Below are 26,047 nucleotides of genomic sequence, written 5' to 3'. Positions count from 1 at the left end.
CCACAAGGGCAGGGGAATCGCATTTAGCAAATAAGCGGTTGTTTTGTTGCGGCAAATCGATTCTTGGAGTTCTCCGCTGACTTGGAGGTCTCGATGAGTAGATTTGCCGCTTGCTTTGAAGATTTGCCCGATCCGCGCGGTCGCAATGCGCGCCATCCGTTGACGTCGATCCTGTTCATTGCCGTTGCGGCGATTGTCTGCGGTGCGGAAAGCTGTACCGATATGGCCGATTTCGGCGTTGCCAAGAAGAAATGGCTGAAGACAATCGTGCCGCTGCCCTATGGCATTCCCAGCCATGACACCTTCTCCACCGTCTTCCGCCATCTCGATCCGGATGCCTTTGACGCGGCCTTTCGCCGTCTCACGGCGAGCTTTGCGCAGGGTCTCGAAGGGGTGGTAGCGATCGATGGCAAGGCGGTGCGCGGTGCCTACCGGCGCGCCGCCAAGGCCACGCCACTCCACTTCGTCAATGTCTGGGCTGCCGGTCCCGGTCTGGTCATCGGCCAAAAGCTCGCGCCGGGCCGCAATGAGGTGCAAGGGGCTCTCGATGCGCTCGCGCTGCTGGCACTGGAGGGCTCTATCGTCACCGCCGATGCCCTGCATTGCCGGCCCGACACCGCCCGCGCCATCCTCGCTGCCGGCGGCGATTATGCTCTGGCACTGAAGGCCAACCAGCCCGGCCTCTTGGCCCAGGCGCTCGCCCGCATCGAGGACGCCGACCACGTCGAGAGCATCCAGATTGCAGCCGAGACTGCCCATGACCGCACCGAGACACGCCGCGCCAGCGTTGTGGCTGTCGACGATATCAACTTTCCGGGCCTGCAGGCCATCGGCTGCGTCGAGACCACAAGCCGTCATACCAACGGCCATTTGACCAGCCATGTCCGCTACTTCCTGCTCTCCACCACCATGTCGCCGAGCGCGCTGATCGAGGTTGTAAGAACCCATTGGCAAATCGAAAACAAACTGCATTGGGTTCTGGATGTCCACTTCCGCGAGGACGCCGCCAGAAACCGCAAGGACAACGGCCCTCAGAACATTGCCTTCTTGCGCAAGATCGCTCTCAACCTCTTGCGATCTCACCCCGACAAGGCCTCCATCCGCCGGAAAATCAAAAAGGCGGGCTGGGATGACCAATTCCTCACTTCTCTTATCGCTCATATGCGATAGCCCTGCCCACAAGGGGGGAGAATACCTGCGGCGGCCCTCACTTCCGCTTCTGCGTTCTGCCCGTGGCGTTCGTTTTGGGCATGCGAAGGTCAAACCATTGTCGTCTGCCCCAAGGCAATGGTCCCGCGGGAGGGTCAGATGTGTATGCCCTAGCCCCCCACAAGGGGGAGGGGCTTATCCGGCCGCACCAACGCAGCTGTGTATATTCGCGCTGGACTCTCACCAGCGATCCTATGAAAGTATAAGGAGATCTCGTCGCCCAGGCTTTCGCGCCTGAAAATCGATGATAAACTTATACCAAATGGTAAAAAAATTGTCGGCACGGTTTCTGCGATGAGCCGAAGCGGGCAAAAAGGGGATCGCAGGCCAATATGAACAATATTGCCATCGAATTGCGTGGAATAGACAAGAGCTTCGGGCTGGTCCACGCCAACAGGAACATCAATCTTAGGGTTCGCAAGGGCACGATCCACGGCATCATCGGGGAAAACGGTGCCGGCAAGTCGACGCTGATGTCGATCCTTTATGGCTTCTATCAGGCCGACAACGGTGAGATCCTGGTCGACGGCAAGCCTGTTTCCATTCGCGATGCGAATGCGGCGATCTCCGTTGGGATCGGCATGGTCCACCAGCACTTCATGCTGGTCGAGAACTTCACCGTGCTCGAAAACGTCATGCTCGGCGCCGAGGACAGCCAGATCCTCAACAAGGGCATCGCCAAGGCGCGGCAGGAGCTGAAACGGCTCGAGAAGGAATATGCCCTCGAGGTCAATCCGGACGCCCTGATCGAGGAGCTGCCGGTCGGCCTGCAGCAGCGCGTGGAGATCCTGAAGGCGCTTTATCGCCGGGCCGATATCCTGATCCTCGACGAGCCGACCGGCGTCCTGACGCCGGCCGAGGCGGACCACCTGTTCCGCATCCTCGGCCAGCTCAAGGCTCAGGGAAAGACGATCATCCTCATCACCCATAAGCTGCGCGAGATCATGGCGATCACCGACGAGGTCTCGGTCATGCGCCGCGGCGAGATGGTGGCGACGCGCACGACGCGTGAAACCTCGGTCGAGGAGCTGGCCGAGCTGATGGTCGGCCGGCGCGTGCTGCTTCGTGTCGAGAAGGGCGAGAGCAATCCCGGTGACGTGAAGCTCGCCGTCCAGGGGCTGACGGTCAAGGACAGCCGCGGCGTGACCATGGTCGACAACGTCTCCTTCGATGTTCGTGCAGGCGAGATCGTCGGCATCGCCGGCGTGGCCGGCAACGGTCAGTCGGAACTGCTCGAAGCGATCGCCGGCATCCGCAAGGCCGCCTCCGGGACGGTTCTCCTCAACGGCAGGCCGGTGGACGTGACGGGCAACGCAGACGCGGCCGAACTCAGGGGTCGCGGACTGGCGCATGTGCCGGAAGACCGGCATCACGTCGGGCTCGTGCTCAAATTCGAGGAGTGCGAAAACGCGATCCTCGGTTACCACCATGACCCGCGCTTCGCCAACGGCATGTTCCTGAACATCGATGCGATCCGCAAGGATGCCGAGGAGAAGATTGCCAAATATGATATTCGCCCGCCGAATGCGCGGCTGAGGACGGCCAACTTCTCCGGCGGCAACCAGCAGAAGGTCGTGCTTGCGCGCGAGATGGAGCGGGATCCGGACGTCCTCATCATCGGCCAGCCGACCCGCGGCGTAGATGTCGGCGCAATCGAATTCATCCACAAGCGGATCATCGAGATGCGCGATCAGGGCAAGGCCGTTCTGCTGGTCTCGGTCGAACTCGACGAGATCCGTTCCCTTTCCGACCGCATCCTCGTGATGTTCGCCGGACGCGTCGTCGGCGAACGCAGCCCCGAGGCGACCGAAGGCGAGCTCGGCCTGCTGATGGCCGGCGTCGAAGGCCGCAAGGAGGCCGCAGAATGAGTACGCCCTATGCGAAACTGCCGGGATGGGTGGAATATGGCCTCATCCCGCTGATCAATCTTGCCGTCGCCTTCCTCGTCGCCGGCCTCGTCGTTCTCCTCGTCGGCGAAAACCCGCTCGAAGCCGCCTATCATCTCATCAACGGTGCCTTCGGCCGCGGCGAATATATCGGCTTCACGCTCTATTACGCGACGACCTTCATCTTCACCGGACTCGCGGTGGCGGTCGCCTTTCATGCCGGTCTTTTCAACATCGGCGGCGAGGGCCAGGCCTATGTCGGCGGCATCGGCGTGGCGCTCGCCTGCCTCTGGCTCGACCAGACGATGCCCTGGTACGTGGTCTTCCCGCTCGCCATCGTCGGCTCTGCCTTCTTCGGCGCGCTCTGGGCGTTCCTGCCCGGCTGGCTGCAGGCCAAACGCGGCAGCCATATCGTCATCACCACCATCATGTTCAATTTCATCGCGTCGAGCCTGATGGTCTATCTGCTGACCCGCGTGCTGAAGCCGCTCGGCTCCATGGCGCCGCAGACGCGGACCTTCGCCGAGGGCGGGCAATTGCCGAAGCTCGACTGGCTGCTGTCGATCTTCGGCCTCAATATCGGTACGGCGCCGTTCAACATCTCGTTCCTGCTGGCGCTGGCGGCCGCCTTCGCGGTCTGGGTGCTGATCTGGCGCACCAGGCTCGGCTACGAGATGCGCACCATGGGCCATAGCCCGTCTGCCGCGCGCTATGCCGGTATCAGCGAAAGCCGCATCACCGTCGTCGCCATGATGATATCAGGCGGTCTTGCCGGCATGATGGCGCTGAACCCGATCATGGGCGAGCAGTTCCGCATGCAGCTCGATTTCGTGCAAGGCGCCGGCTTCGTCGGCATCGCGGTCGCGCTGATGGGGCGCTCGCATCCGGGCGGCATCATTCCCGCCGCGATCCTTTTCGGCGTGCTCTATCAGGGCGGCGCCGAGATCGCCTTCGAGATGCCTTCGATCTCCCGGGACATGATCGTCATCATCCAGGGTCTCGTGATCCTTTTTGCCGGGGCGCTCGAGAACATGTTCCGGCCGGCGATCACGCGCGCCTTTTCGGCGCGGGGTCAGCGCGCGGCCGCCGTCGTGCAGACCAAGGAAGCCTGAAACCATGGATTTCTTCCACGTTCTCGTCGTGCTCCTGGAATCGACGATCCGCGTCTCCGTGCCGCTGGTCTTCGCAGCCCTTGCCGGCCTCTTCACCGAGCGCGCCGGCGTCTTCGACATCGGCCTCGAGGGCAAGATGCTCGGTGCGGCCTTTGCCGCCGGTGCGGCGGCAGCCGTCACGCAGTCCGTCTGGGTGGGGCTCGGTGCGGCGATCCTCGTTTCCGTGGCCCTGTCGCTCGTCCACGGCTATGCTTCGATCACCCAGCGCGGCAACCAGATCGTCTCGGGTGTGGCGATCAACTTCATCGTCGCCGGTTCCACCGTGATCCTGGGGGAGGCCTGGTTCCGGCAGGGCGGCCGCACGCCGGCGCTTGCCGAAGGCGCGCGGTTCCAGACGATCAACTTCCCCGACGCGGACATGATCCGCGAGATCCCCGTCCTCGGGCCGGTCTATGCGGACCTCCTGTCCGGCCATTTCCTGCTCACCTATCTCGCCTTCGCGATGGTGCCGATCAGCTGGTGGATTCTCTACCGCACCCGTTTCGGCCTGAGGCTGCGCGCCGTCGGCGAGAATCCGGGCGCGGTCGATACCGCCGGCATCTCGGTGATCTGGCTCAGATATCGCGCGGTCATCTGCTGCGGCATTCTCTGCGGCTTTGCCGGCGCCTATCTGTCGCTGGCGATGACGGCGGGCTTCGTCAAGGGCATGACGGCGGGCAAGGGCTATATCGCGCTCGCGGCGCTCATCTTCGCCAAATGGCGCCCGCTCAATATCATGTTTGCCTGCCTGCTCTTCGGCTTCCTCGACGCGCTCGCCATCCGTCTGCAGGGCACGCCCTTGCCGCTTGTCGGCCAGGTTCCGGTGCAGCTCATGCAGGCGCTGCCCTATATCCTCACCGTCATCCTGCTTGCCGGCTTCATCGGCAAGGCCATTCCGCCGAAGGCGGGCGGCGTACCCTATGTGAAGGAGCGCTAATGCATGCCGCCCGAAAGTGCGCAGCGGTTTCGGGATAACGATATGCATAACTATAAGGAAAAACCCATGTCCAAGGACGAACTCTTTGTCGCGGCGCGTGAAGCCATGGCAAAGGCGCATGCGCCCTATTCCAAGTTTCCGGTCGGCGCCGCCATTCGCGCCGAGGACGGCAGGATCTATACGGGCGCAAACATCGAGAACCTGTCCTTTCCTGAGGGCTGGTGCGCCGAGACGACGGCGATCAGCCATATGGTGATGGCCGGCCAGCGCAAGATCACGGAAGTCGCGGTGGTGGCCGAGAAACTCGCGCTCTGCCCGCCCTGCGGCGGCTGCCGCCAGCGACTGGCGGAATTTTCCGGTGCGAGCACCCGCATCTATCTTTGCGACGAAACGGGGATCAGGAAGACGCTGGCGCTCTCCGACCTGCTGCCGCACAGCTTCGAGACGGAGATTCTCGGATGACGGGGGCGGCGGACTTCCTCAAGGGCAGGCTCGGAGCGCATGCGCCCCGCTACGGAATCGTACTCGGTTCCGGCCTCGGCTCTCTCGTCGACGCGGTGGCGGAGCCGCTGCGCATCCCCTATGCGGAGATACCGGGCTTTCCGGTGAGCAGCGTTTCCGGCCATGCCGGCGAGTTCGTGGCGGGCAGGATCGGCGACACTCCCGTCGCCGTGCTTTCCGGCCGTGCCCATTATTACGAACGCGGCGACGCCAAAGCCATGCGCGTGCCGATCGAAACGCTGAAGCGGATCGGCGTCGAGAACCTGATCCTCACCAATTCCGCCGGGTCGCTGCGCGAAGACATGCCGCCGGGCTCGGTCATGCGCATTGCCGATCACATCGCCTTTGCCGGCGCCAATCCGCTGATCGGCCTCGAAAGCGATGAGCGTTTCGTCGGCATGACAAATGCCTATGACGCGGCGCTGGCCATAGGGATGGAGGAGGCCGCCGAACGCCTCGGCATCCCGCTCGCGCGCGGCGTCTATATGTGGTTCTCCGGGCCGAGTTTCGAGACGCCGGCCGAAATCCGCATGGCCCGTATCCTCGGTGCCGATGCGGTCGGCATGTCCACGGTGCCGGAGGTCATTCTCGCCCGGTTCTTCGGGCTCAAGGTCGCCGCCGCCTCCGTCGTCACCAATTTCGCCGCCGGCATGACCGGGTCGGAACTCAGCCATGAAGAAACCAAGCAAATGGCGCCGCTCGGCGGCACGCGGCTGGCGGCAATCCTGAAAGAGATGATCTCGAGCGAAGGCTGAATGGCCATGCTTCCGCAGGAAATCATACGAAAGAAAAGGGACGGCGATCGGCTCGATCCGGCGGAGATCGCCGGTTTCATCGCGGGCGTGACCGATGGCTCGGTCTCGGAAGGGCAGGCGGCTGCCTTCGCCATGGCGGTCTGGTTCTCCGGCATGAATCGCGACGAATGCGTGGCGCTGACGCTGGCGATGCGCGATTCCGGGGAAACGCTCGACTGGAGCGATCTCGCACGCCCCATTGTCGACAAGCACTCGACGGGCGGAGTCGGCGACAATGTCTCGCTCATGTTGGCGCCGATCGTCGCCGCCTGCGGTGCGGCCGTGCCGATGATTTCGGGCCGGGGGCTCGGCCACACCGGCGGGACGCTCGACAAGCTCGAATCGATCCCCGGCTATGACATCCAGCCTTCGCCGGAACTGTTCCGCCGCGTGGCCGACGAGGTCGGCTGCGCGATCATCGGCCAGACGGCCGATCTGGCGCCGGCCGACAAGCGCCTCTATGCGATCCGCGACGTGACGGCGACGGTCGATTCGGTGCCGCTGATCACCGCATCGATCCTGTCGAAAAAGCTCGCCGCAGGGCTACGGTCGCTGGTGCTCGACGTCAAGCTCGGCAACGGCTCCTTCATGACCGATCCTGCCGAAACCGAAGTCCTGGCGCGTTCGCTTGTCGAGGTCGCCAATGGTGCGGGCGTGCGCACCTCTGCGCTGATCACCGACATGAACGAGCCGCTGGCGGACGCGGCCGGCAACGCGCTCGAAATCGAGAACTGCCTGGCCTATCTGCGCGGCGAGAAAGCGGGAACCCGCCTCGATCAGGTCGTGATGGCCTTGGCTGCGGAGATGCTCGTTGCAGCGGGTATTGCGGCTCACGAAGCCGAAGCCGAAGCCATGGCGCGGCGCGTTTTGGGGAGCGGGGAGGCGATGGAGCGCTTCGGCCTCATGGTGCATCGGCTCGGCGGCCCTGCCGATTTTGTCGATCGCCCGGGCGCCTATCTTGCCAAGGCACCCGCGATCCTTGCCGTGCCGGCGGGCCGGCATGGTTATCTCACGTCCTGCAAGACGCGCGAACTGGGAATGGCAGTCATCGAGCTCGGCGGCGGGCGCATCCGCCCGGATGACCGGATCGATCACCGCGTCGGTCTTACCGGCCTGAGGCCGCTCGGGACGAAAGTCGAAAAGGGCGAGCCGATCGCCTTCGTCCATGCTGCCGACCAAAGCCAGGCCGAGGCGATCGCAAAACGGGTCGTAACGCTCTATGCGATCGCAGACGAGGAGCCGGCGCGACGGCCGGTGATCGTTTCGAAGCTCAGAGCGGGATGAGGAAAAGCGTGTGCGGTTTTACGCCCGCATCCCGCAACTTATCAGACTCGTTGACGAGATGCAGCGCCGTTTTCCGAGGCGACAGGACGGTAGGCCGACAGCCCTACTTCGTTCCGTACATGCGGTCGCCCGCATCGCCGAGGCCCGGCACGATATAGCCCTTCTCGTTGAGATGGCTGTCGATCGAGGCCGTGAAGATCGGCACGTCCGGATGGGCGCCCTGGAAGTTGCGGATACCCTCCGGAGCGGCAAGCAGGCAGAGGAAGCGGATGTTCCGCGCACCGCGCTCCTTGAGCTTCTCGATGGCCGCGATCGCGGAATTGCCGGTGGCGAGCATCGGGTCGACGACGATGACGAGGCGTTCGTTGATGTTGTCCGGAGCCTTGAAGAAATATTCGACCGCCTGCAGAGTCTCGTGGTCCCGGTAGACGCCGATATGCGCAACGCGCGCCGAGGGTACCAGTTCGAGCATGCCCTCGAGCAGGCCGTTGCCGGCGCGCAGGATGGAAGCGAAGACGAGCTTCTTGCCCTCGAGCACCGGCGCGTCGGTTTCCACGAGAGGCGTCTCGATCCGTTCGGTCGTCAGCTCCAGGTCGCGCGTGACCTCATAGCAGAGCAGCGTCGAGATTTCCTTGAGCAGCCGGCGGAAGCCCGCAGTCGACGTTTCCTTCTTGCGCATGATGGTCAGCTTGTGCTGCACCAGCGGATGACCGATCACCGTTACGCCGTCCATGGCTCATCTTCCCCGCGAAAATTGGCTATCCACCCTCTTTTCCATGGAAAGGGCGGGGGCCGCAAGGGTGTAGGCGGAACTTGTGCAGTTGCGCCCTCTCATCCGCGCAACTAGACATGTAACGCAGCCAGCAACTTCTCTCGCGTCGGCTCGTCCACGAAGGCGGCTTCAATCGCGGTCTTCGTCATCCGGTCGATCTCGCTGTCCGAGAAGCCCATCGCGTGGAAGGCGATCTCGTATTCCTGCGCGAGCGACGTGTGGAAGAAGGGAGGATCGTCGGAATTGAGCGTCACGCGGACGCCGGCTTCGTAAAGCCGCCGCAGCGGATGCGAGGCGAAGTCCGGGAACACCTGAAGCGCGACATTCGAGCCCGGGCAGACTTCGAGCACGACGCCCTCGTCGGCAAGGCGCTTCACGAGATCGCCGTCCTCGATCGCCCGGACCCCGTGGCTGATGCGGGCCGGGCGGACATGGTCCAGCGCATCGCGCACGCTGAATGCGCCGGAAAGCTCGCCGGCGTGGATGGTCAGGCCGAGGCCGGCATCGCGGACGATGTCGAAGGCGCGGGAGAATTCCGCGACGCTGTGCATGCGCTCCTCGCCGGCCAGATTGAAGCCGGTCACGAGCGGATGCCGGCGCATCGCTGCATATTCGGCGGTCCTGATGACCGAGTCGGGACCGAGATGGCGGATGCCGGTGATCAGCATGCGGGATTCGATGCCGGTCTTCACCCTCGCCGCCTCCATGCCGGCGGCGAGGCCCTCGATATAGGCATCGGCGCCGAGTCCGATCGTTACGCCGTGGTCGGGCGAGACGATGATCTCGCTGTAGATCGTACCCGCTTTGGCAAGCTCCGTCAGATAGGTCTCGGCGAGAAGCGCATAATCACCCTCGGTGCGAAAAAGCGAGGCGACGGCGTCGTAACACCTTACGAAACTGGTGAAATCCTCCCAGACATAGGCCCTGTCGCGGATGATCGCGCTGGTGTCGACGCCGTATTTGCGGGCCTGTCTCAGCGCCAGTTCCGGCGGCGTCGCGCCTTCGATATGGCAATGCAGTTCGGCTTTCTTCAGATGAGCGGTCAAATGAGGCTTCTCCCATGTGGGCCGACGCCAATGCCGAGATGTCTTGCGACGGTTTCGCCGATATGGGCGAAGCTGTCGGCGATGCCGAAGGAGCGGCTGCGAAGCGTCGGGCCGAACATCAGGACCGGCACGCGCTCGCGCGTGTGGTCGGTGCCGCGCCAGGTCGGATCGCAGCCATGGTCGGCGGTCAGGATCACCATGTCGCCCGGTTTCAGCCGGCGGTCGAGATCGGGCAGGCGTGCGTCGAAGGCTTCGAGCGCGGCGGCATAGCCGGACACGTCGCGGCGATGGCCGTAAAGCATGTCGAAATCCACGAAATTGGTGAAGACGAGCGCCCCGTCTTCGGCCTCTTCGATGGCTTCCAGACTGGCGTCGAACAGCGCCATGTTGCCGTTGGCCTTGGTGAGCCTGGTCACACCCTGATGCGCGAAGATATCGCCGATCTTCCCGATCGCGTGCACCGTGCGCCCGGCCTCCTGCAGCCGGTCGAGAACGGTCGGCTCCGGCGGCAGCACCGAATAGTCACGACGGTTGCCGGTGCGCGTGAAGCTGCCCGGGTCGCTGCCGACGAAGGGCCGTGCGATCACGCGGCCGATATTGTAGTCGTCGACGAGCCGGCGGACGACCTCGCAGAGGTTCAGCAGGCGCTCCAGCCCGAAGGTCTGTTCATGCGCGGCGATCTGAAAGACGGAATCGGACGAGGTGTAGCAGATCGGCTTGCCGCTCCGCATATGCTCTTCGCCGTGGCGGGCGATGATGTCGGTACCCGAAGCATGGCAATTGCCGAGAATGCCGGGCACGTCGCCCTCGCGACAGATCGCTTCGACGAGTTCGGGAGGGAAGGCGTCGCCTTCGGCCGGAAAATAGCCCCAGTCGAAGGTCACCGGCGTGCCGGCGATTTCCCAATGGCCGGACGGCGTGTCCTTGCCGCGCGAGACTTCGCTTGCCGCGCCGTAGATCCCATAGACGCGTTCCGGCAGCGCCATGCCGGCGGGAAGCCGCCCGGTTGCAAGCCGCGCCGCATGCATGAGACCGAGCGCCGACATGTTGGGCAGATGGAGCGGCCCTTCCCGGAGGCCCGCCCGGTCGGCGGCTCCCGCCGCGCAGAACTCCGCGATGTGTCCGAGCGTATCGGCGCCGAGATCGCCGAAAGCCTCTGCGTCCGGCGCATTGCCGATGCCGAAGGAATCGAGGACGAAAAGGAACGCACGCGCCATGAAACACCCTGACTGATCCCGGGCGCGAGCGCGATAAGCGGCGAGCCGGTGCCATTAAGACTTTCGCGGCCGTCGCCGCACAATCCGGCAGAAATAGCGCGCCGCCTTGTCCATTGCAATTGATGCATGTCGTCGGAGGCGCACCCCCTCTGGCCTGCCGGCCAGAGGGGGTAGGCGGGCGGAAGACCGCGCACACTTTCCTCATCCCGCTCCAGACCGGTCAGCAATCCGTGCAGTTGATGGTCGTGCCGAAGCGCTGGCGGTAATAGGAGGTCCTGGAGAGCGGGATCGTGCCGCCGGCGTCCGAGCCGAACAGGGAAAGCTGGTGGTTGACGACGAGTTCGGTGCGCACGACGAAGGCATTCACCGCGTCTAGATCGGCCGGAACGCTGACGACGGAATTGACCGCGTAGGGAACCGTGGCGCCGTCGCTCGCGTCCGACCAGCCCCGGGACCAGGCGACCTTGCCTTCCGTCGTGCCGTTCACCTGGATACCGGTGATCTTGAGGTCGTAGTCGGAGCCGTCATAGGGGACGAGCATGTTTCTCGCGACGTTGCGCATGCCGTCCAGGAAGGCCTTGCTCACCTGCTGCTCCTGGGTGACGATATCGCTCACCGCACTCGACGCCCGCCCGACCTTGCGCGCGACCGTGAACCCCAGAGAAAGCTCGAAAGCGCCGACATAGGCCGCGATCAGAAGCGGCGCGACAATGGCGAATTCGACGGCACCGGCGCCGCGGCGGTCCCGTAACAGGCCGTGGAAGGCTCCCCACAGGTGCTGTTTGCGCGTGTGAAGGCGGTCCATGGCAGCCTCAATAGTTTTCGTTGCGGAAGGTGGCGGTGGAGACCATCAGATAGTCGCGCGGCATGCTGTCGCCGGCGGGTCTGAGCTTGGTCACCAGGGGACGAACGAGATCGGTGATCACGGTCCAGCGGTAATAGGCCCGTACCATGGTGTAGTCGTTTGGCCCGCCGGGCGCGAAAGTGAAGCCGCTGGTGTCGAGATCGGAGCCGTTCCGCGGCACCGCTTTCGGAAACGCGCTGAGATCGGCGGGAAGCTTGCGGACATCGAGATGGAGTTTCGAGGCTTGCTCCGCCTCGGTCGCCGAACAGGTCATCATGATCGCGATTTCGTCGCAGAAAGCCTGACGGAACTGGGTTTCTGTCGTGAAGCCGGGCTTGCCGATATCGGTGGTGATTTCACCCGTGCGGATTTTCCGCGCCAGCGTATCCGTCGCATTGGCCAGCAATTGCTCGCCGGCAAAAGCGATGAATGTCTCGATCGAGGCGAAGACGACGATGAAGAAGGGCAGCGCAAGGATCGCGAATTCGATCGCCGTCGCACCTTTCCGGTCGCCGATGAGGCGCCGAAACAGGCCGCGCGGCAAGGGCGCCCGGGGAGTGGATGCTTTCTCGTCGATCGACATCGCGCCGTTCCATCATGTCAACTGGTTGGCGCAAAAATACACGGCGACTGTTGAAGATTCGTTTTCGAGGACCCGGAGAATTTTAGTGGTTCTGAAGCAGAGGCCGGAAGGGCCCCTCATCCCGCTGCCGCGACCTTCTCCCCGCAAGCGGGGAGAAGGGATAAGCGGCTCGCTTTGCGGCTTAAGTCCCCTCTCCCCGCTTGCGGGGAGAGGGTTAGGGTGAGGGGCAGGGCGAATTTCCCGGTCTTAATTGCCGCTTGAGGCGGAAGCCTGTCGTTCCGCACGCTCGCAATTGGGCGTGCAGGAGAGAACGGTGCGGACGGTCTGCTTGTACACGCGTACGGTGTTGCCCTCGTCGATCGATACCAGGATGCGCTCGTCGACCATGGCGTTGCCGTCCTGGTCGAGGATGACGAGATTGGTGGTGCCGAAATTGCGCCCGGTCAGCACGATGGTCTTCGCATCCGCCACGGTCGCGTCGGCAACCTCCGCATTGCCGATGATCACCTTGCTGACCGGCCGGTCGAGCTTCAGCACGCGGGCGTGGTCCATATAGACGCGCATCATTTCTTCGGCCGCGCGGGCTCCGCCCGGTGCGGCGATCGCCAGAAGTGCAGTGGTTGCAAGCAGTGCGGCCCGCGGGGCCGCTGAGGGCATGTTCATGGCGCGTCCTGACGGTCTATCTGCCGCATCTTGGCGCCTTTTGGTGAACGAATGGTTACGTCGATGCGGCGCAATTTAAGGCATCCATTTTCCGGACATTTACCCAGGAAAAAGCGAGTTTCCCTTAACGTGACGGTAACCGGTTTCCTTAAGCGGAAAGCAATTAGCCCCCGCTAAATTCAGGGTATCCGATCAACGGCAACAGTTTGACGGACGTGCTGAACAACAAGTGAAGTTTGAGGAGAATAGTCATGAAGACCATTTTTGCACGCCTGATGAAGGACGAGTCCGGCGCAACCGCAATCGAATACGGGCTGATCGCAGCTCTGATCTCTGTGGCGCTGATTGGCGGCGCGCAGACGCTCGGCGGGGCACTTAGCACTCAGTTCACCAATTTGGGCGGATATCTGAACGTTGAACCGAACGCCCCGTAACGGCCGACTGATTACCTAACAGGGGGCCGCCCTTAGGGGCGGCTTACTTTTTCTAATCTTGTCTTTTCGCCGGGGACAGCCGGATGGAGCTCGAGATGATCAATGCGACTATTCTGGTTGTCTTTCCCTTTTCCCTTGCACTAGCCGCGTTGTCCGATCTGCTCACAATGACAATTCCGAACCGCGTTTCCCTGGTTTTGCTCGTGTCGTTTTTCTTCGTCGCGCCGCTTGCTGGTCTTGATCTCGCGCAGCTTGGCTTGCACACCGTAGCCGCGGGGCTCATCTTTGCGGTCTCCTTCGCCCTATTCGCGGCAAACGTGATGGGTGGCGGAGATGCAAAGCTGTTAACGGCAAGCGCCGCTTGGTTCGGTTTCAACGAGTCACTCGTGACATTCCTCGTATACGTTTCGTTCTTCGGCGGATTCCTGACTCTGATCGTTCTGCTCTTGCGCAGCAAGGAGAACCTAATTCTTGCCGCTCGCATCCCAGTTCCGCGTCTCTTGCTGACCGCCAAGAAAATCCCCTACGGCATCGCCATCGCTCTCGGCGGGTTCGCAGCCTATCCCTCTTCCCCGCTGATGCAGCTAGCCTTCGCGCAGCTCTCCTGATGCGGATTTCGCTCAGCGGCCCCGGCGCAGCCCCCGCTAACCTTCTCCATAAGCAAACCGTTAACCATAATTACACCAATTCCTGATCAACCTGATCCTGGGCAATTCTCGGGGATTTGGGGCGATCATGAGACCGGTGCGCATTATCATTCTGGCGGTGGCCATCGGCTCGGCTGCCATGGCCGGGCTGCTGGCGATGAAGCTCACCCGGGCGCCCGCCCCGCAGACGGCGGAACCCGTCATCGAGCAGGCGCCGACCATCAATGTGCTCGTCGCCGGCAAGAGCCTGCCGGTCGGCTCCCGTCTCGGCGCCGATTCCATCCATTGGAAGGCCTGGCCGAAGGACGGTGTCGCCGAAGGCATGATCACCGAGGAAAACCGTCCCGCAGCCGTCGAAGATCTTGCCGGCGCAGTGGTCCGTCTGCCGATCTTCACCGGGGAGCCGGTCCGCCAGGAAAAGATCGCCGACGCATCGAACCGGATCATGTCGTCGCTGCTGCCGGCCGGAAAGCGCGCCGTCGCCACGGAGATCACGGTCGCGACCGGCGCCGGCGGCTTCATCCTGCCGAACGATCGCGTCGACGTGATCATGGTGCGCAAGTCCGACGGCGATCTCTATCTGACCGAAACCGTCCTGAGCAATGTCCGCGTGCTCGCGATCGATCAGCAGATCGAGGAGAAGGAAGACGGCTCGAAAGCGGTCGTCGGTACGACCGCGACGCTGGAGCTGACGCCGGATCAATCGAAGGTCATGACCGTGGCGCAGCAGATGGCGGACCGCATCTCGCTGGCGCTGCGCAGCGTCGCCGATGCGCAGGAGCCGGACACCACGGCTGCCGACTACCTTCTCAACGGCGACGGCCGGCCGAGCATTCAGGTCATCAAGTCGGGCTCCATCGTCAAGGGCGACGGTGTGGCCCTCCAGAACCAGAAGTAGGACGGGCGCAAGGTGAAACCGATCGCAAAAAAGTTTCGGGCGTCTCTCGCAGCCGGCCTCTCCTTCTGTCTGACCTTTTCGGGCATGGCGCTGCCGACCCTCCCGGCCGCAGAGGCCGCATCCTCCTCTGTCGTGAGGATCGTCGATAGCGGCCCGGGCGCCCGGAAGACCATCAATCTCGGTCTCAACAAGGCGGTCGTCGTGGATCTGCCGAGCGACGCTCACGACATTCTCGTCGCCGATCCCTCGCTCGCCGACGCGATCACCCGCACCTCGCGCCGCATCTATCTCTTCGGCAAGTCCGTCGGCCAAACGAACATCTTCGTCTTCGGACCTGGCGGCGAGGAGATCGTCAGCCTGGAGGTCGCCGTCGAGCGCGACGTTGCCGGTCTGGAGGCGAACCTCCGTCGCTTCATTCCCGATGCGGATATCAATGTCGAAATCATCTCGGACAACGTGGTGCTGACAGGCACGGTCCGCACGCCCCTCGACTCGACCAGGGCCGTCGATCTCGCACGCGCCTTCCTGAAGGGCGGCGAGGCGACCACGCGCAACATCACCGCCCAGGGCAATAACGGCGATGCCGATATTTTCGCCGAGGACCGGCAGAACTCGCAGATCGTCAATCTGCTGACGATCGAGGGCGACGATCAGGTGACGCTGAAAGTCACCGTGGCCGAGGTCAGCCGCCAGGTACTGAAGCAGCTCGGCTTCAACGGCCGCGTCTCCGATGGCGAAAGCGGCATCAGCTTCCGTAACCCGGCCAATCTCGGCGACGCGATCGCCGTCGGCACGAATGCCCTCATCAAGGGTTCGATCGGCCCCACAACCATTTCGAGCTATATCAACGCAATGGAACAGGCCGGCGTCATGCGCACGCTCGCCGAGCCGAGCCTGACGGCGATTTCCGGCCAGGAGGCGAAGTTCTACGTCGGCGGCGAGTTCCGGCTTGCCGGCGTGCAGGAGGTCTCGACGGACGACGAGACCGGCCAAACCACGGTAGAGCGTGAGGTCAACGACGTGGAATACGGCATCCGGCTGAATTTCAAGCCGGTCGTTCTCGGCCCCGGCCGCATCAGCCTGCAGATCGAAACCGATGTCTCGGAGCCGACCTATGAGGGCTCGGTGGTCACGGGCAACAGCATGACCGCCATTCCCGGCAACACCTTCCTCGGCATCCGCCGGCGCGAAGCCTCGACCAGCGTCGAACTGCCGTCCGGCGGCTCGATCGTGATCGCCGGCCTCGTCCAGGACAATATCCGCCAGGCGATGTCGGGCCTGCCCGGCGCCTCGAAGATCCCGATCCTCGGCACGCTCTTCCGCAGCAAGGATTTCCAGCGCAGCGAAACGGAACTCGTCATCATCGCAACGCCCTATCTCGTAAGGCCGGTTGCCCGCAGCGCGATCTCGCGTCCGGACGACAACTTCAACCCGGCGAACGATCTCGAAAGCTTTTTCCTCGGCCGGGTCAACCGGATCTATGGACGCCCCGAGGCGCAGCCGCCCGCCGGCCGCTACCACGGCAATGTCGGCTTCATCTACAAATAGGCCGGGCCATGCAGAAGCGAAGCGCAGCTCGAACCAGTCTTGAAAGGCAGCCCCCGATGGCCCTGAACCGCTTGCCGCATCGTGTGGTCCTGTATGCGATCGTCGCCGCCCTCCTGGCAGGCTGCGCCAGCAAGGACAAGCTCGCGACCGGTGCTCTTCCGGACGATTACCGCACCCGGCATCCGATCGTGCTGACGGAGGGCGAGCGGACGATCGACATTCCCATTGCCTCCGGCGATACGCGGCTCACCCAGGGGACGCGCGACGTCATTCGCGGCTTTGCCGCCGAATATCGCAATGCGTCCAGCAGCGTCATTCAGATCATGCTGCCGCGCGGATCGGTGAACGGCCATGCCGCGCAGATCGTCCGCAAGGACATCCGCCGCTTGCTGGCGGCCAGCGGCGTATCGCCGAAGAAGATGATCGAAACCACCTATGACGCCTCCGTGACGGGCGACGCCGCACCGATCCGCCTGAGCTATGTCGCGATAACTGCGCAGACCGCGCCCTGCGGCGCGTGGCCGGAAGATCTGGCGCTGAACACGCTGGAAAACCGCAACTACTACAATTTCGGCTGCGCCACCCAGTCCAATCTCGCGGCACAGATCGCCAACCCGACGGATCTCGTCGGCCCGCGCCAGATGTCGCCGATCGATGCCGAGCAGCGGGGCCAGGTGATCGACAGCTGGCGCGGCACGGATAAGGGCGACGGCGGAACGACGATCGTCTTCAACTGATACGGGCCTTCGAGGAAAAACGATGAACGCCATTGAATACACGATCGACAGCGGCGGAACCGGCGATTGGCCCGCGGACGGAACGCGCCCCGGCGACCTCGAGCAGCTCCGGCCTCTGCCGCGCATCTCGATCCATGCCTTCTGCGAAAGCGAAGCCGTGCAGCGGCTCATGGAGCGCTGCGGCCAGGATCGCCGCATGGCGAAGGTGAGCCTGCGGGTTACCGGCGGCGGCATCGCAGCCGCCGCGAATACCTTCGCCGGCGCCTCGACGCCCAATCTGATCATCCTCGAAACCGCCACCGAGCCCGGCGCGCTGCTTTCGGAGCTGGCGCCGCTCGCCGAGGTCTGCGATCCGAGCACCAGGGTCATCGTCATCGGGCGTCACAACGACATCGCGCTCTATCGCGAGCTGATCCGCAACGGCATTTCCGAATATATGGTCGCGCCGGTCGGAATGGCCGATATGCTGAGCGCCGTCTCGGCGATCTTCGTGGATCCGGAGGCGGAGCCGCTCGGACGCAGCCTTGCCTTCATCGGCGCAAAGGGCGGCTGTGGCTCGTCGGTCATCGCCCATAATTGCGCCTGGGGCATTTCCAATCTTTTCTCGACCGAGACGATCCTTGCCGATCTCGATCTGCCTTACGGAACAGCCAATATCGACTTCGACCAGGACCCGCCACAGGGGATCGCCGAGGCCGTATTCGCGCCGGAGCGGCTGGACGAGGTCTTTCTCGACCGGCTCCTGACCAGGTGCTCGGAGCATCTGTCGCTGCTGGCGGCGCCCTCCATGCTCGACCGCGCCTATGATTTCGAGACGGGTGCCTTTCAGCCGATCCTGGAAATCCTCCAGCGCAGTGCGCCGGTATCCGTCCTGGACCTGCCGCATGGCTGGACCGACTGGACCCGCTCGGTGCTTTCGGCGGCCGACGAGGTGGTCATCACCGCCGCCCCGGATCTGGCAAGCCTCAGGAACGCGAAGAACCTGCTCGATGCCTTGAAGAAACTGAGGCCGAACGACAAGGTGCCGCATCTCGTGCTCAACCAGGTGGGCGTGCCCAAGCGTCCGGAGATCGCTCCCGACGAGTTCTGCGCGTCGCTGGAGATCGAGGCCGCCGCGATCATTCCGTTCGATGCGGTCCTCTTCGGCAATGCCTCCAACAGCGGCCGCATGATCGCGGAGATCGACCGGAAGTCGCCGGCCGCCGAGACCTTCGCGCAGCTGTCCCACCTCTTGACCGGGCGCACCGCCATAAAGAAGGCGCGCCGGGGGGGGCTCGGAAAGGTTCTGGCGAAGCTCGGCAGGCGGTAGCGGAATATTTCCGATCCTGCACCCGCAGGGCGGGGATCGATGAAGCAACTGGAATGAAGTGATGTTTGGCAAACGCGGAAATGAAGGTCCTGGCAAGGGTGGTGCGCGCGGCTTCTCGCCTGCGCCCCCGATGCCCGCCGTCCAGCCGGTACCGGTGGAGCGTTCCGCCGCGCCCGTCCTCGGCGAGACGGTCGCTGCGCCATCCCGCCCGCAGGCGGCAGCGCCGCCCCAGCGGCGCCGCGCGCCGAGGGCGGAAGATTATTACGACACGAAATCGCAGGTCTTCTCCGCGCTGATCGACACGATCGACCTGTCGCAGCTCTCCAAGCTCGATATCGAGAGCGCGCGCGAGGAAATCCGCGATATCGTCAACGATATCATCACCATCAAGAACTTCGCGATGTCGATCTCCGAGCAGGAGGAACTGCTCGACGACATCTGCAACGACGTGCTCGGTTACGGACCGCTGGAGCCATTGCTCGCGCGCGACGACATCGCCGACATCATGGTCAACGGCGCCGGGCAAATCTTCATCGAAGTGGGCGGCAAGGTCGAGGAATCGGAGATCCGGTTCCGCGACAACGGGCAACTGCTGTCGATCTGCCAGCGCATCGTCAGCCAGGTAGGCCGGCGCGTCGACGAATCGAGCCCGATCTGCGATGCGCGTCTGCCGGACGGGTCACGCGTCAACGTCATCGCGCCGCCGCTCGCGATCGACGGTACGGCGCTCACCATCCGCAAGTTCAAGAAGGACAAGCTGACGCTGGAGCAGCTGGTGCGCTTCGGCTCGATCACGCCCGAGGCCGCCGTCCTGCTGCAGATCATCGGCCGCGTCCGCTGCAACATCGTGATTTCCGGCGGCACCGGCTCCGGCAAGACGACGCTGCTCAACTGCCTGACGCGCTATATCGACAGCACCGAGCGGATCATTACCTGCGAGGACTCGGCCGAATTGCAACTGCAGCAGCCGCATGTCGTCCGGCTCGAGACGCGCCCGCCGAACATCGAGGGCGAGGGCGAGATCACCATGCGCGACCTCGTGAAGAACTGCCTGCGCATGCGCCCGGAGCGAATCATCGTCGGCGAAGTGCGCGGCCCGGAAGTCTTCGACCTGCTGCAGGCGATGAACACCGGCCATGACGGCTCAATGGGAACGATCCACGCAAACACCCCGCGCGAATGCCTGAGCCGCATGGAATCGATGATCGCCATGGGCGGCTATACCCTGCCGGCCAGGACCGTTCGCGAGATCATCTCCGGCTCGGTGGACGTGATCATCCAGGCCTCGCGCCTGCGTGACGGATCGCGCCGGATCACCCACATCACCGAGGTCACCGGCATGGAAGGCGACGTGATCATCACCCAGGACCTGATGCGCTACGAGATCGACGGCGAGGACGCCAATGGCCGGATCGTCGGCCGCCACGTCTCGACCGGCATCGGCCGGCCGCATTTCTGGGACCGGGCCCGTTATTTCAACGAGGACAAGCGGCTCGCTGCGACCCTCGACGCGATGGAAAAGCAACAATAGAGCGGTACAGGCAGGCTGCGGTTCCGCATGCCTTCGACGCGAAGGGACAGACCGAGCGATGTTCGGCATAGACATCACCGTCCTGGGATTGGCCGGCCTCGTCGCCCTGGCGGCGGCAGCACTCGCCTATGGTGTGCTCTACCCCCAGATCGAGACCGAGAAGAAGGCGGAGGGCCGCCTGCGCCGGGTCAGCGCCTCCGAGACGGACCGCACCAAGATCAAGGCGGCGCGCGACCGCGTCAACGAGATGTCGAAGCGACGCAAATCCGTTCAGGATTCGCTGAAGGAACTCGAGAAAAAGCAGCAGGAAAAATCCGCCAATACGGCGCCTTCGATGAAGAAGCGCCTGCTGCAGGCCGGTCTTTCGATATCGCTCGCGCAGTTCTACCTGTTCAGCGCGCTTTTCGGACTGTTCGCCTTCCTTGTCGTCCTCCTGGCAGGGGCGGGGCTGCTCATTGCCGCGGGCGTTGCCCTGATAGGCGCGGCCGGCCTGCCGCGATGGATCGTCGGCTCCATGGTCAAACGCCGTTGCAGAAAGTTTCTCGACGAGTTTCCGAATTCGCTCGATGTCATGGTCCGTTCGATCAAGTCGGGGCTGCCGCTGAACGACGCCTTGCGGCTGATCGCCAGCGACGGGCAGGAGCCGGTCAGGACGGAATTCCGCCGTGTCGTCGAGTCCCAGCAGGTGGGCCTCAACGTTCCCGAAGCCTGCGCCCGCATGATTCACAGCATCCCGCTGCCGGAAGTGAACTTCTTCGCGATCGTCATCGCCATTCAGGCGCAGGCGGGCGGCAATCTGTCCGAAGCGCTCGGCAATCTCTCCAAGGTGCTGCGCGAACGCAGGAAGATGAAGGCGAAGGTCAGCGCGCTGTCGATGGAGGCCAAGGCGTCCGCCTGTATCATCGGCGCGCTGCCGTTCATCGTCGCAACCCTCGTCTATCTGACTTCGCCCGATTACATGATGGTTCTCTTCACCGACCCGCGCGGCCACATCATCATGGGCGCTTCCGCCGTCTGGATGAGCATCGGCATCTGGGTGATGCGCAACATGATCAACTTCGACATCTGAGGATCCCGTGGCCGGCTGGATAGAGACGCTTACCGATCCGAACATCCTCGTCGCGGCGCTCGTCTCGATGGCCGTGCTCGCCACGTTCTATTCGCTCGTGGCGCCCTTGCTCGAGCGGGGAGATCTCGCGAAGCGGATGAAATCGGTCGCCACCGAACGGGAGCAGATTCGCGCCCGCGAGCGCGCCCGGCTCAATGCCGAGGCGACGACCGGCAGGGCGAGCCTCAGGGCACAGCACAACACCTCCGTCCGGGAGATCGTCGAGCGGCTGAACCTCAGAAAGGCTCTGGTGGACGACAACACCGTCAACCGCCTGAAGACGGCCGGCTACCGCTCGCAAAACGCGCTCAACACCTTCCTCTTCGCCCGCTTCTGTCTGCCGTTCCTGTTTCTGACCGTTGCGGTTCTCTATATTTTCGTGCTCGGGAATTTCGCCGACAAGCCGATCATGGTCAGGGTGTCCTTCGCCATCGGATTTGCCTATGTCGGCTTCTACGCGCCGAACATCTTCATCGCCAATGCGATCTCCAAGCGCCAGCAGTCCATTCGCCGCGCCTGGCCGGATGCGCTCGATCTCCTGCTCATCTGCGTCGAATCGGGCGTCTCGATGGAGCTCGCCATGCGCCGCGTCGCCGACGAGATAGCCGTGCAGTCGCCGCCGCTGGCGGAGGAACTGGTGCTGACGACCGCGGAACTCTCCTTCCTGCCCGAAAGGCGCATCGCGCTCGAAAATCTCGGCCTGCGCACCGGCCTCGACGAGGTGAAATCGGTGACGCAGGCGCTGATCCAGGCCGACCGCTACGGCACGCCCGTCGCCCAGGCGCTGCGCGTGCTGGCGCAGGAAAGCCGCGACCAGCGGATGACCGCCGCAGAGAAAAAGGCGGCCGCACTGCCGCCGAAGCTGACGGTACCGATGATCCTGTTCTTCCTGCCGGTCCTCGTCGCCGTCATCCTCGGCCCCGCGGGGATACAGGTGGCGGACAAGTTTTAGGGTGAAAGGCGAGGGTGGTTTACCCGCCCTTGAAGGTATTGCCGCCTCTTGCCGGCTGTGCTGGCCCCTCTCCTCGGGTTTAACCCGAGGACTAGCCCTCTCCCCGCGAGCGGCAGGGCTGTCCGGGGAAAGTTCCGGGTGAATCGAAATGTCGCAGGCGCATGCCCCGTCAGACGGCGTTTTTCCGTCTATTTTCTGGTTGTCGAGACTCAGAAAAGGAGACGGAGCATGCGGTTCACCCCTAGCATTTTCGCCCAGCTGCTGAAAGCGATTGATCGCCGCAGCTTTCAGGCGATTGTGGATCGTCATGCCGGGGATGCCTACGACAAGTGCTTTACCAGCTGGGATCATCTGGTGGCACTGATCTATGCCCAGTTGAGCGCCACGACCAGCCTGCGCGGGTTGGAGGCGAGCTTCAACGCCAACAGTCAGCATCATTACCATCTCGGCAGTGGCCGGCTGATGCGCTCGACGCTGTCGGACGCCAACCGCCGCCGCCCGGTCGCCGTCTTCGCCGAGACCTTCGCGCTTCTGGCCGGTCAGCTCGACCGGCAGACGCGCCGGGAGGGCACCAAGATGCTGCGGCTGATCGATTCGACCCCGATCCCGCTGGGTAAGCTGTACGATTGGGCCAAGTCGAACGGCCGCATCCGCGGCATGAAGCTGCATGTCGTCTATGATCCCAAGGCCGATTGTCCAGGCATCCTCGACATCACCGACGCCAACGTCAACGACGCCCAGATCGGCCGCACGATCACCATCGAAAAGGGCGCAACCTATGTCTTCGACAAGGGCTACTGCCATTACGGCTGGTGGACGGCGATCGCCGAAGCCGGCGCCAGTTTCGTCACCCGGCCGAAGACCAACATGGGACTGGCTTTGGTCGCTGAACGCCCCGTTGAGCAACCTCAAGGCGATGGCTTCCTGGTCCTCGAAGACAGCCAGGTCAGCCTCGCCAGCAAGGGCGATTCCAAGCTGCCGATCGGCTTGCGCCGGGTAATCGTCAAGCGCCAGGACGGCGATACGATCACGCTTCTGACCAACGACCTCGAGCGCTCCGCCGTCGAGATCGGCCAGCTCTATAAGGATCGCTGGCAGATCGAGCTTCTGTTCCGCTGGATCAAACAGCACCTCAAGATCCGCAAGTTCCTCGGCAACAACGACAACGCCATCCGCCTGCAGATCTTCGCGGCGATGATCGCCTATGCACTGTTGCGCATCGCCGCCCGCCTCGCCCGCGTCCCTCTACCGATCCTGCGCTTCACCGACCTCGTCACCCAGTGCCTGTTCCAGCGCAAAAGCATCGCCGAAATCCACAAGCCGCCGCAGGTCAATCCAAGCCGACCAAAACCCCGGACCATCCCAAACCAAATGGTCTTCCGCTATGCATGAATTTTCCCCGGACAGCCCTGCGCAGGCGGGGAGAGGGGACCTACCGCATGTTTCCTTTAATCCTATCCGATTAAAGGACAAAAACATGCAGCAGATCAAAGTGCTACAGCGACCTTTGCGCGTCTGATAAGACGCGCGGCGCTGTAGAGAGGGCGGCATATCCCTTCTCCCCGCCTGCAGGGAGAAGGTCGCGGCAGCGGGATGAGGGGCGGGTGCCGCCGCCCGGCGCGGGGTGGCAGTGCCGGGCGATCAACCTTCAATCCGCCTTCGCCAGCTGCTTCCACGCGCCCTGCTGCGACAGCACGGAGCGCAGATAGGCGACATTGGCCTCGGCCTGCTCGGATGTCAGTTCCTGGCCGGCGATGGTTTCCGCTTCCTGGAAGCGGCCCTGCAGGCCGACGGCAAGCGCGAGGTTCTGGCGCACGCTGCTGCCGGCATCCGGTTGGCTCGCCGCGGATTTGAGGTAGGTCTCGGCGGTCCGCAAATCCTTCGTCAGCAGATAGGACATGCCGAGATTGGAGAGGACCGAAGGCTCGTTGGGCTTGAGGTCCAGAGCCTCGCGATAGCGCAGCCGTGCCTCGGCGGAACGGCCGAGCTGGTCGAGAATGGCGCCTTCCGCGGATTTCAGCTTCCAGTCGGGCCGGTCCGGCGTCTGTGCGCGGCTGATCGTTGCGAGCGCCTGTTCCAGCTGACCGGCTGCGGCCTGGGCCTTGCCGTAGGCTCCGAGCACCTCGCGGTCCGCCGGATGGTAGATCGCCACCTGCTGCATGACGGCAAGCGCCTGTTCGTTGCGGCCCGTCATGCGCAGGAGATTGGCGTAGTTGAGGCCGGCTTCCCGATCCTTCGGATTGCGCTCATAGGCCTGGCCGATGCGTTCGGCGGCGGCCGCCAGTTCAGTCGCGTTCATCGACTGCACCGGCCTCGTGAGCTTCGGGATGGATCCGGTCGTCAGTTCCTTCCTGCCCTGTTGTCCGGCGCAGGCGGAGAGCGACAGCGCCACCATCGCAACGGCAACCCCCGTTGCGAGCCGGCGCAAAGAGAAGGAGAAATTGTCTTGCATCGTCATCGAAGCCCCAGCATCCAGTCCTGCACCGGAACTCCAGACAAAAGCGGCGCAACTTTCACTCCAGCAATAATCTGTTAACCCTAACGGAGCGTTAATCGCACCTGTTCGTATCCGCCAGTCGAGGATTCCCATGGCCCCCTTTCAATTCATCGAGCGGCAATCGCCGTTCAACACCAGCAACGGCAAGACGCTGCCTATCTTTGCGGTGACGCCGGCGCATATCGAAACGGGGAGCATCGATCCGATCGCGCTCGATTGGGCGAAGAAAGCCGGCTTCAAGGCGGAATCCGGCGCGGTGCTGCTCATCCCCTCGGCCGATGGTCATCTCGGCGGCGCGCTTTTCGGGCTCGGTGCCAATCCGTCCGACGCGCCTTTCCTGACCGGCAAGCTCGCCCGGGCGCTTCCGGCCGGCAAATGGCATATCGAGACGGCGCCGCTCACCGCCAATCGGCTGGCTCTCGGCTACGGCCTCGGTTCCTACCGTTTCGAGCGCTACAAATCGGCGAAGACGGACGCGCCGACGCTGCTCATTCCGGCCGATTCGGATGCGACCGATATCAAGCGGCAGCTCGCCGGCGTGTTCCTGGCGCGCGACCTCATCAACACGCCGACCAACGATATGGGACCGGAAGCGCTGGAGGCCGCATTCCGGGCGCTGGCCGCCCATTACAAGGCCGACGTATCGGTCATCTCCGGCGAAGCGCTGCTGACCGAGAACTTCCCGCTCGTTCACACGGTCGGCCGCGCCAGCGCCGAAGCGCCGCGGCTTCTTGAAATGCGCTGGGGCAGGAAGGGTCACCGCAAGGTGACGCTCGTCGGCAAGGGCGTCTGCTTCGATACCGGAGGGCTGGACATCAAGCCGGCCGCGTCGATGCTGCTCATGAAGAAGGACATGGGCGGCGCTGCCAACGTCATGGGGCTCGCGCTGATGATCATGGATGCGAAGCTCAAGGTGGACCTGCGCGTCATCGTTCCTGTGGTCGAGAACTCGATCTCGGCGAATGCCTTCCGTCCCGGCGACATCTACAAGAGCCGCAAGGGCCTGACGGTTCAGATCGACAACACCGACGCGGAGGGACGGCTGATCCTCGCCGATGCGCTCGCCTATGCGGACGAGGAGAAGACGGACCTCGTCGTCGACATGGCGACCCTGACGGGCGCCGCCCGTGTGGCGCTGGGCCCGGACCTGCCGCCCTTCTTCACCGATGACGATGACCTCGCCCGCGATCTCGCCGAGGCGAGCCTGACGGTGGACGATCCGGTCTGGCGGATGCCGCTCTACAGGGGCTACGACAAGGATGTTTCCGCCCGCATCGCCGATCTCACCAACGCCCCGTCCGGCGGCATGGCCGGTTCGATCACGGCGGCGCTGTTCCTCAAGCGTTTCGTCACGAACGCGAAAAGCTGGGTCCATTTCGACATCTTCGGCTGGGCGCAGTCCGAGCGCCCGCATTCGCCGATCGGCGGTGAAGCTCAGGCGATCCGGGCGCTTTATCATCACATCGGGAGGATCGCGGGGTAGCTATTCGCGCAATCGA

Annotated in this window: 25 protein-coding genes; 18 read left to right on the top strand and 7 right to left on the bottom strand. The window is 63.6% G+C overall.

The features are described 5' to 3' along the window. Positions 1-93 precede the first annotated feature (93 nt). The 7 genes from JOH52_RS05810 to deoA all read left to right on the top strand — a co-directional run bounded on the left by JOH52_RS05810 (position 94) and on the right by deoA (position 7,762). Complete coding sequence (locus tag JOH52_RS05810) at positions 94-1,170, top strand: ISAs1-like element ISRm21 family transposase (RefSeq protein WP_010969728.1); 1,077 nt, start codon at positions 94-96, stop codon at positions 1,168-1,170. Positions 1,171-1,541: 371 nt separating this feature from the next. Next, the gene (locus JOH52_RS05805; RefSeq protein ID WP_014529985.1) at positions 1,542-3,077 is read left to right on the top strand and encodes an ABC transporter ATP-binding protein; all 1,536 of its coding nucleotides are present in this window, start codon (positions 1,542-1,544) and stop codon (positions 3,075-3,077) included. Further along, the gene (locus tag JOH52_RS05800) at positions 3,074-4,207 is read left to right on the top strand and encodes an ABC transporter permease (RefSeq protein ID WP_017272649.1); all 1,134 of its coding nucleotides are present in this window, start codon (positions 3,074-3,076) and stop codon (positions 4,205-4,207) included. Before JOH52_RS05805 ends, JOH52_RS05800 begins: the two co-directional genes overlap by 4 nt. 4 nt (positions 4,208-4,211) lie before the next feature. After that, positions 4,212-5,183 (top strand): ABC transporter permease, encoded by a 972-nt coding sequence (locus JOH52_RS05795; protein ID WP_003536145.1) that lies wholly within the window; start codon positions 4,212-4,214, stop codon positions 5,181-5,183. Positions 5,184-5,225: 42 nt separating this feature from the next. Continuing rightward, on the top strand, positions 5,226-5,645 hold the full coding sequence (locus tag JOH52_RS05790) for a cytidine deaminase (protein WP_153318859.1): 420 nt from the start codon (positions 5,226-5,228) through the stop codon (positions 5,643-5,645). Further along, the gene (locus tag JOH52_RS05785; protein WP_010968372.1) at positions 5,642-6,439 is read left to right on the top strand and encodes a purine-nucleoside phosphorylase; all 798 of its coding nucleotides are present in this window, start codon (positions 5,642-5,644) and stop codon (positions 6,437-6,439) included. The genes JOH52_RS05790 and JOH52_RS05785 overlap by 4 nt, the downstream gene beginning before the upstream one ends. Then, the gene (gene deoA, locus JOH52_RS05780; protein ID WP_010968373.1) at positions 6,440-7,762 is read left to right on the top strand and encodes a thymidine phosphorylase; all 1,323 of its coding nucleotides are present in this window, start codon (positions 6,440-6,442) and stop codon (positions 7,760-7,762) included. Positions 7,763-7,865: 103 nt separating this feature from the next. Here deoA and upp read toward each other — a convergent pair whose 3' ends face one another. From upp to JOH52_RS05750, 6 genes are all read right to left on the bottom strand, one after another. After that, the gene (upp, locus tag JOH52_RS05775; protein WP_003536149.1) at positions 7,866-8,495 is read right to left on the bottom strand and encodes a uracil phosphoribosyltransferase; all 630 of its coding nucleotides are present in this window, start codon (positions 8,493-8,495) and stop codon (positions 7,866-7,868) included. A gap of 110 nt (positions 8,496-8,605) precedes the next feature. Beyond that, positions 8,606-9,580 carry an adenosine deaminase gene (locus tag JOH52_RS05770; RefSeq protein WP_010968374.1) on the bottom strand — a complete coding sequence of 325 codons (975 nt, stop codon included), beginning with the start codon at positions 9,578-9,580 and terminating at the stop codon, positions 8,606-8,608. Further along, on the bottom strand, positions 9,577-10,797 hold the full coding sequence (locus tag JOH52_RS05765; protein WP_010968375.1) for a phosphopentomutase: 1,221 nt from the start codon (positions 10,795-10,797) through the stop codon (positions 9,577-9,579). The genes JOH52_RS05770 and JOH52_RS05765 overlap by 4 nt, the downstream gene beginning before the upstream one ends. A gap of 220 nt (positions 10,798-11,017) precedes the next feature. After that, a complete protein-coding gene (locus JOH52_RS05760; RefSeq protein ID WP_010968376.1) occupies positions 11,018-11,602 on the bottom strand; it encodes a TadE/TadG family type IV pilus assembly protein in 585 nt (194 codons plus the stop codon). Between the two features lie 7 nt (positions 11,603-11,609). Further along, positions 11,610-12,224 carry a TadE/TadG family type IV pilus assembly protein gene (locus tag JOH52_RS05755; RefSeq protein WP_010968377.1) on the bottom strand — a complete coding sequence of 205 codons (615 nt, stop codon included), beginning with the start codon at positions 12,222-12,224 and terminating at the stop codon, positions 11,610-11,612. Between the two features lie 246 nt (positions 12,225-12,470). Next, positions 12,471-12,887 carry a pilus assembly protein N-terminal domain-containing protein gene (locus tag JOH52_RS05750; RefSeq protein WP_003536154.1) on the bottom strand — a complete coding sequence of 139 codons (417 nt, stop codon included), beginning with the start codon at positions 12,885-12,887 and terminating at the stop codon, positions 12,471-12,473. A 251-nt stretch (positions 12,888-13,138) separates the two neighbouring features. Between JOH52_RS05750 and JOH52_RS05745 the strand changes: the two genes are divergently transcribed. The 10 genes from JOH52_RS05745 (at position 13,139) to JOH52_RS05700 (ending at position 23,443) form a co-directional block, all read left to right on the top strand. Then, entirely contained in the window at positions 13,139-13,321 is a 183-nt protein-coding gene (locus tag JOH52_RS05745) for a Flp family type IVb pilin (RefSeq protein ID WP_010968378.1), read from the top strand. Positions 13,322-13,404: 83 nt separating this feature from the next. Beyond that, entirely contained in the window at positions 13,405-13,929 is a 525-nt protein-coding gene (locus JOH52_RS05740) for an A24 family peptidase (RefSeq protein WP_010968379.1), read from the top strand. A 127-nt stretch (positions 13,930-14,056) separates the two neighbouring features. Further along, complete coding sequence (gene cpaB, locus JOH52_RS05735) at positions 14,057-14,866, top strand: Flp pilus assembly protein CpaB (RefSeq protein WP_010968380.1); 810 nt, start codon at positions 14,057-14,059, stop codon at positions 14,864-14,866. Between the two features lie 12 nt (positions 14,867-14,878). Further along, on the top strand, positions 14,879-16,414 hold the full coding sequence (locus JOH52_RS05730) for a type II and III secretion system protein family protein (RefSeq protein ID WP_010968381.1): 1,536 nt from the start codon (positions 14,879-14,881) through the stop codon (positions 16,412-16,414). A gap of 56 nt (positions 16,415-16,470) precedes the next feature. Next, positions 16,471-17,151 carry a CpaD family pilus assembly protein gene (locus tag JOH52_RS05725; RefSeq protein ID WP_010968382.1) on the top strand — a complete coding sequence of 227 codons (681 nt, stop codon included), beginning with the start codon at positions 16,471-16,473 and terminating at the stop codon, positions 17,149-17,151. Positions 17,152-17,173: 22 nt separating this feature from the next. Next, the gene (locus JOH52_RS05720) at positions 17,174-18,460 is read left to right on the top strand and encodes a CpaE/TadZ family protein (protein WP_010968383.1); all 1,287 of its coding nucleotides are present in this window, start codon (positions 17,174-17,176) and stop codon (positions 18,458-18,460) included. A gap of 61 nt (positions 18,461-18,521) precedes the next feature. Continuing rightward, positions 18,522-19,991 carry a TadA family conjugal transfer-associated ATPase gene (locus tag JOH52_RS05715; RefSeq protein ID WP_013844977.1) on the top strand — a complete coding sequence of 490 codons (1,470 nt, stop codon included), beginning with the start codon at positions 18,522-18,524 and terminating at the stop codon, positions 19,989-19,991. Positions 19,992-20,049: 58 nt separating this feature from the next. Further along, on the top strand, positions 20,050-21,060 hold the full coding sequence (locus JOH52_RS05710; RefSeq protein ID WP_010968385.1) for a type II secretion system F family protein: 1,011 nt from the start codon (positions 20,050-20,052) through the stop codon (positions 21,058-21,060). A 7-nt stretch (positions 21,061-21,067) separates the two neighbouring features. After that, complete coding sequence (locus tag JOH52_RS05705; RefSeq protein ID WP_010968386.1) at positions 21,068-22,051, top strand: type II secretion system F family protein; 984 nt, start codon at positions 21,068-21,070, stop codon at positions 22,049-22,051. Between the two features lie 228 nt (positions 22,052-22,279). Continuing rightward, on the top strand, positions 22,280-23,443 hold the full coding sequence (locus JOH52_RS05700) for an IS4-like element ISRm16 family transposase (protein WP_003537933.1): 1,164 nt from the start codon (positions 22,280-22,282) through the stop codon (positions 23,441-23,443). 256 nt (positions 23,444-23,699) lie between these two features. On the opposite strand, the gene JOH52_RS05695 is transcribed toward JOH52_RS05700, so the two are convergent. Continuing rightward, positions 23,700-24,509, bottom strand: a complete 810-nt coding sequence (locus tag JOH52_RS05695) for a tetratricopeptide repeat protein (protein ID WP_010968387.1) — start codon at positions 24,507-24,509, stop codon at positions 23,700-23,702. Positions 24,510-24,639: 130 nt separating this feature from the next. Here JOH52_RS05695 and JOH52_RS05690 point away from each other — a divergent pair, with 130 nt between their 5' ends. Further along, on the top strand, positions 24,640-26,031 hold the full coding sequence (locus tag JOH52_RS05690) for a leucyl aminopeptidase (protein ID WP_013844979.1): 1,392 nt from the start codon (positions 24,640-24,642) through the stop codon (positions 26,029-26,031). Positions 26,032-26,047: the final 16 nt, after the last annotated feature.

Origin of the sequence: Sinorhizobium meliloti (assembly GCF_017876815.1) — a bacterium.
Classification (GTDB): Bacteria; Pseudomonadota; Alphaproteobacteria; order Rhizobiales; family Rhizobiaceae; genus Sinorhizobium; species Sinorhizobium meliloti.
This window is presented reverse-complemented; position numbering and strand designations above follow the sequence as displayed.